Here is a 3,936-nt window from a genome sequence, read left to right on the forward strand (position 1 = left end):
CGGTGCGCTCGTCGGTGATTTTCTGGCCAGTGCGATACGCAGCAGCGGCAGTGGCCGAACGGCCACCGCTTCTGCTGATGCTCTGAACACTGGCCGACCCAATCGCCACGCCGCTTTGCTCCTGATCCTGCTTTTGATTTGCCCCGTAGGGGCCGCACGCAATCGTAGATTGCTAAAGTGCGCCCTTGCTTTGCTTCGGGGGGTATGTGTCAGCCGATACTCTACTGTAAACCCACAGAATTCACATCACCTGGATCAACCACACGAGCACGGTATATCCTCATTTTTTCATCACACTGGGACGGACTGAATGGCTAACGATTTGGAAGAACTCAAACGTAAACGGGATCAAGCCATCGCCCGTGTTCAACAAGCCGAAGCACGCCTCAAAGCAAACACCAAACAGGAGGATGATCGGGTCAAGGTCATTACAGGGGCATGGCTGGCCTCAGAAGCAACATCGGGGCGCGCTGATGCCTCAGCCGTGCTGGCTGGCCTGAATAGCTTCTTAACGCGCCCAAGCGAGCGTAAGGCGCTCCTGGGCGACGATGGTCGGGGTTCTGAGGCATTCAGACGTGTCTTCGGCATTCAGGGCGCTGTCGCGCAGGAGGGGGAACCAGCCCCTAAGAATTGATTACCAAGCAAGCGAAGCGCGCAGGGCGGAGCCTGCGCCGCGAAGGAGCGAAACGCCCTTGCACTGCCTCCTGTCGTGCACGTAGCCAGGAGGGCGTGCAGGGACTGGAGCGGCGCGCTCTATGATCCATCCCGGGTTTTCAGGTCTCGATGTTGTTTGCAGCACCGTTCTTTCTTGTTCTTTCTTGTTTATAAGGGTCTGCCACGGCTCTAAACCGGGGCTTTCAGCCTGTTTACTCTGCCTTTTTCCGGGTTAACTCTGCCTTTTTCCGGGTTAACTCTGCCTTTTTCCGGTCGTTATCCACATCTCTGCCATGGAAAAAAGTTGGCAGAGTTGGCTTATTCTGCCAATGTATTTTCTCGGCAGAATAACCCGGAGGTTGGCAGAGTTGGCAAAGGATGCAGTGACAACGGCGAAGAGAGCCTTGAGTCGAGCAGAGCGCTACGACCCGAGCGCGGAGCGCCTTCCTGGTGAGCGGTGGATCTCTATGACCAATGCTCTAACTCGTGCGGGCCACGGTCTGACGCTGGCCGAAAAGCGCATAGTTGGCTGTGCAGTGTCGAAGCTCGATAGCTACAAGGCTATTCGGCCGGGAGACGTGCCTATAACCCGCATCACTGCTGCTGAATACGTCGATGCGTTCGGTGTGGATTTGACCACGGCCTACGAGCAGCTCCAGGACGCCGCGAAACAGCTCTACAACCGATCCATCACGTTCTACGAGGCTGCAAGCAAGCGCAGCGGTAAACCACTGCCACCGACCCGTGTGCAAATGCGTTGGGTAGGGCAAGTGAAGTACCAGGAAGGTGAGGGCTGGGTAGAGCTGCATTGGTGGCCAGCGTTGCTGCCGCACCTGACGGGACTGCGCAAAAACTTTACGAGTTATCAACTTCAACAGGCCAGTGCCCTGCGCTCGGTCTATTCGTGGCGGTTGTTGGAGCTACTGACTCGCTTCGAGGATACCGGCTGGCTGGAAATCAGCATTGAGGACTTCGCCCAAGCGATGGACGCCACGGAGAAACAGCAGGCCGACTTCGCTGCGATCCGCCGCAAGATTATCGAGCCTGCGGTGAAGGAGCTAATGGCAAAGGACGGCTGGATGATCCAGTGGCGTCCCGTAAAGAAGGGCCGCAAGGTCGGTGCGTTGCGCTTTGACTTCAAGCGCAACGAGCAAATGGCCTTGCCCCTATAGCCCAGCCGAAGGGCTGATGCTTTGAAATAGACCCCTTGCTTCGGCAAGGGGTGACCGGCTTAGAACAAGCCCGATGCTTTAAGCACCAGGATACCGATCAGGGTCACTTTACCGACCCAATAGATAACCTGGAGAGCGAAAATGATTTCCATCGCTGATTCCTTATTGTTGTTGTTCAAACGCAACCCCGTCCGCAGTCGCGTCGGGTACCTCGCATGCAACAACAATTCACGGTACCACTCGTCTGAACCCCATAACTCACAGTGAAAATGTTGTTTTTGGAGTTGACGACCGTGTCATTCAGCCTTATATTTGACTCGTCGCTTAATCAAATATGTAAGAATGTCCGACTTGTTTGCACACTTAAAACAAGTGTCTCACATCTATGTGCGGAATGCAATACCTCATCCTTAAAAAAACCGCTCAATGAGCGGTTTTTTTTTGCCTGAGAACCCACGTTGAGCAGTCTCAGCCTAGGCGAGGCCCGCGCTTTGGCTTATCTGGCCCCGACGGTCGCTGCGGCATGCTCCCGTCAGCCCGAGTTGCTGTGCGCTGCTCGAACGCCCGAACGTTGCCCTCTGCCACGTCACGCAAATCGCTGGCAGCGTCTTCAAGGCGCTTCAGAGCCTCCATCTCTGGCCACTGATTCGAATACATCCCTCGCAATTGCCGGATCTGTTTCTCTTGCTCTTGGATCGCGCTGAGCGCTTCGACCAGCTCGGGCTGCGCCCGGTGTGGGCTTTTCTCGATCAGACGGCGGGCATCACTCAGCGTGCTTTGCGTCGCCACCAACACCTCCAGTTTGCGCGCTTGGGCGCAATCGGCCTCTAGCCGCTGGGCCGTCGTCAACAAACCCTCGGTGTCACGATAAACCTGCACCAGGTTAGAACCCGTCGGGGAGTGTTCCAACCGTTCGACCAGTCCCATTCTCACGCCGCGCACATGGTCGCGGCGCTCCGCGTCCATGGAGCGCTCCAGTCCATTGACCACCCGCATTCTGTCCTCGATGTCCTGCCGCAACTTGTCGTCGCCGTAATGCAACAGCAGATCGTCTTCGATGCGGCGCGGCTGCTTGGCCAACGTCGGCAATTGCGACTCGATGCGCTCCAGCTCGACGCTCAGTTCGCGGCGGTCGGCCTGCCACTGTCGGGCCTGCACCAGTTCCTGCGACGAGTTGAACTGATCGACCGCCTTATCGGCCACCCGATCCACCTCAATCGTGCGGCCAAACGTGTCAGCCACCCAAGCCCTGGTCGGATGCTTCTCCCGCCATTGCTGCGCCTGTGCCTTGGCCTGTTCGGCCTGGCCCTTCAGCCGCTGGGCCTCTGCCACGAAGGGCGGGGGCTCAGCGTTAAGCCGTCCGCGCAGAACCCCAGCAGTGGTTTTGGCGTGATGGATCGCGTTCTTGGCCTCGCTGAGCTGGCGACGCAGTTCGGCCACTCGACGGCCTTGTTCCTGGCGTTCTTGCTCTTGCTGCCGCGCAGCCGCAGCAGCGGCCTGCATCGGGGCGAAATGTTCGAAGTGGTAAATCTGCGCGTCGAGCTGGGCCAGCTCTTGGCGCTCTCCGCGTAATTCATTCTCCTGGGCGAGAATGGACAGGGAAGGTTCGGCACGTCGCTTGGCTGCCCGCTTGGCTGCCGTGAGGTCGGGCCCTTCATGCAGGGTCGGCAACCGCAGGGTCTCCATGAATCGCATCAGGGCGTCCGCATGCCGATCCAGCGGCAGCGGCCCTATGTCGAATTCAGCGATAGCCGCAGCGGCTTGGTCGGCCAGACTGCGCATGTCGATGCGCTCATCGAGCCCGGCACGTTCCAGCGCCTGATTGGTGGAGTCTTCCACCATGCCCCTGATCCACAGCACCTCCGCCGAACTACGTGGCTTCACGTCCAGCTCGCGGGTTTTCTCGGTGAGCTGCCCGCTGGCATCCATCCGCCGGGTGGTGAACATAAGGTGCACATGGTGGTTGCGCTGATCCCCTTCCGTTCCAGGACGGTGGATCGCGGCCTCGGCTGCTACGCCGTAGCGCTCGACCATCGCCCCGGCGATGGCGTCCACCAGTTCCCGTCGCTGCACCTCGGTCAACTCATGCGGCAATGCCACCAACAGCTCG

Annotated in this window: 3 protein-coding genes; 2 read left to right on the forward strand and 1 reads right to left on the reverse strand. The window is 58.7% G+C overall.

Annotated elements, in window-relative coordinates; translation table 11 throughout:
- Window positions 1-310: 310 nt before the first annotated feature.
- Both AC19YQ_RS24700 and AC19YQ_RS24705 read left to right on the forward strand, forming a co-directional pair.
- Window positions 311-634 (forward strand): hypothetical protein, encoded by a 324-nt coding sequence (locus AC19YQ_RS24700; protein ID WP_317758025.1) that lies wholly within the window; start codon window positions 311-313, stop codon window positions 632-634.
- 487 nt (window positions 635-1,121) lie between these two features.
- On the forward strand, window positions 1,122-1,826 hold the full coding sequence (locus tag AC19YQ_RS24705) for a replication initiation protein (protein ID WP_500596161.1): 705 nt from the start codon (window positions 1,122-1,124) through the stop codon (window positions 1,824-1,826).
- A gap of 468 nt (window positions 1,827-2,294) precedes the next feature.
- On the opposite strand, the gene AC19YQ_RS24710 is transcribed toward AC19YQ_RS24705, so the two are convergent.
- Window positions 2,295-3,936, reverse strand: a 1,642-nt coding sequence (locus AC19YQ_RS24710) for a MobA/MobL family protein (RefSeq protein WP_500596162.1), incomplete at its 5' end; no start/stop codon positions are given.

The organism is Pseudomonas sp. MF06569 (assembly GCF_059862735.1).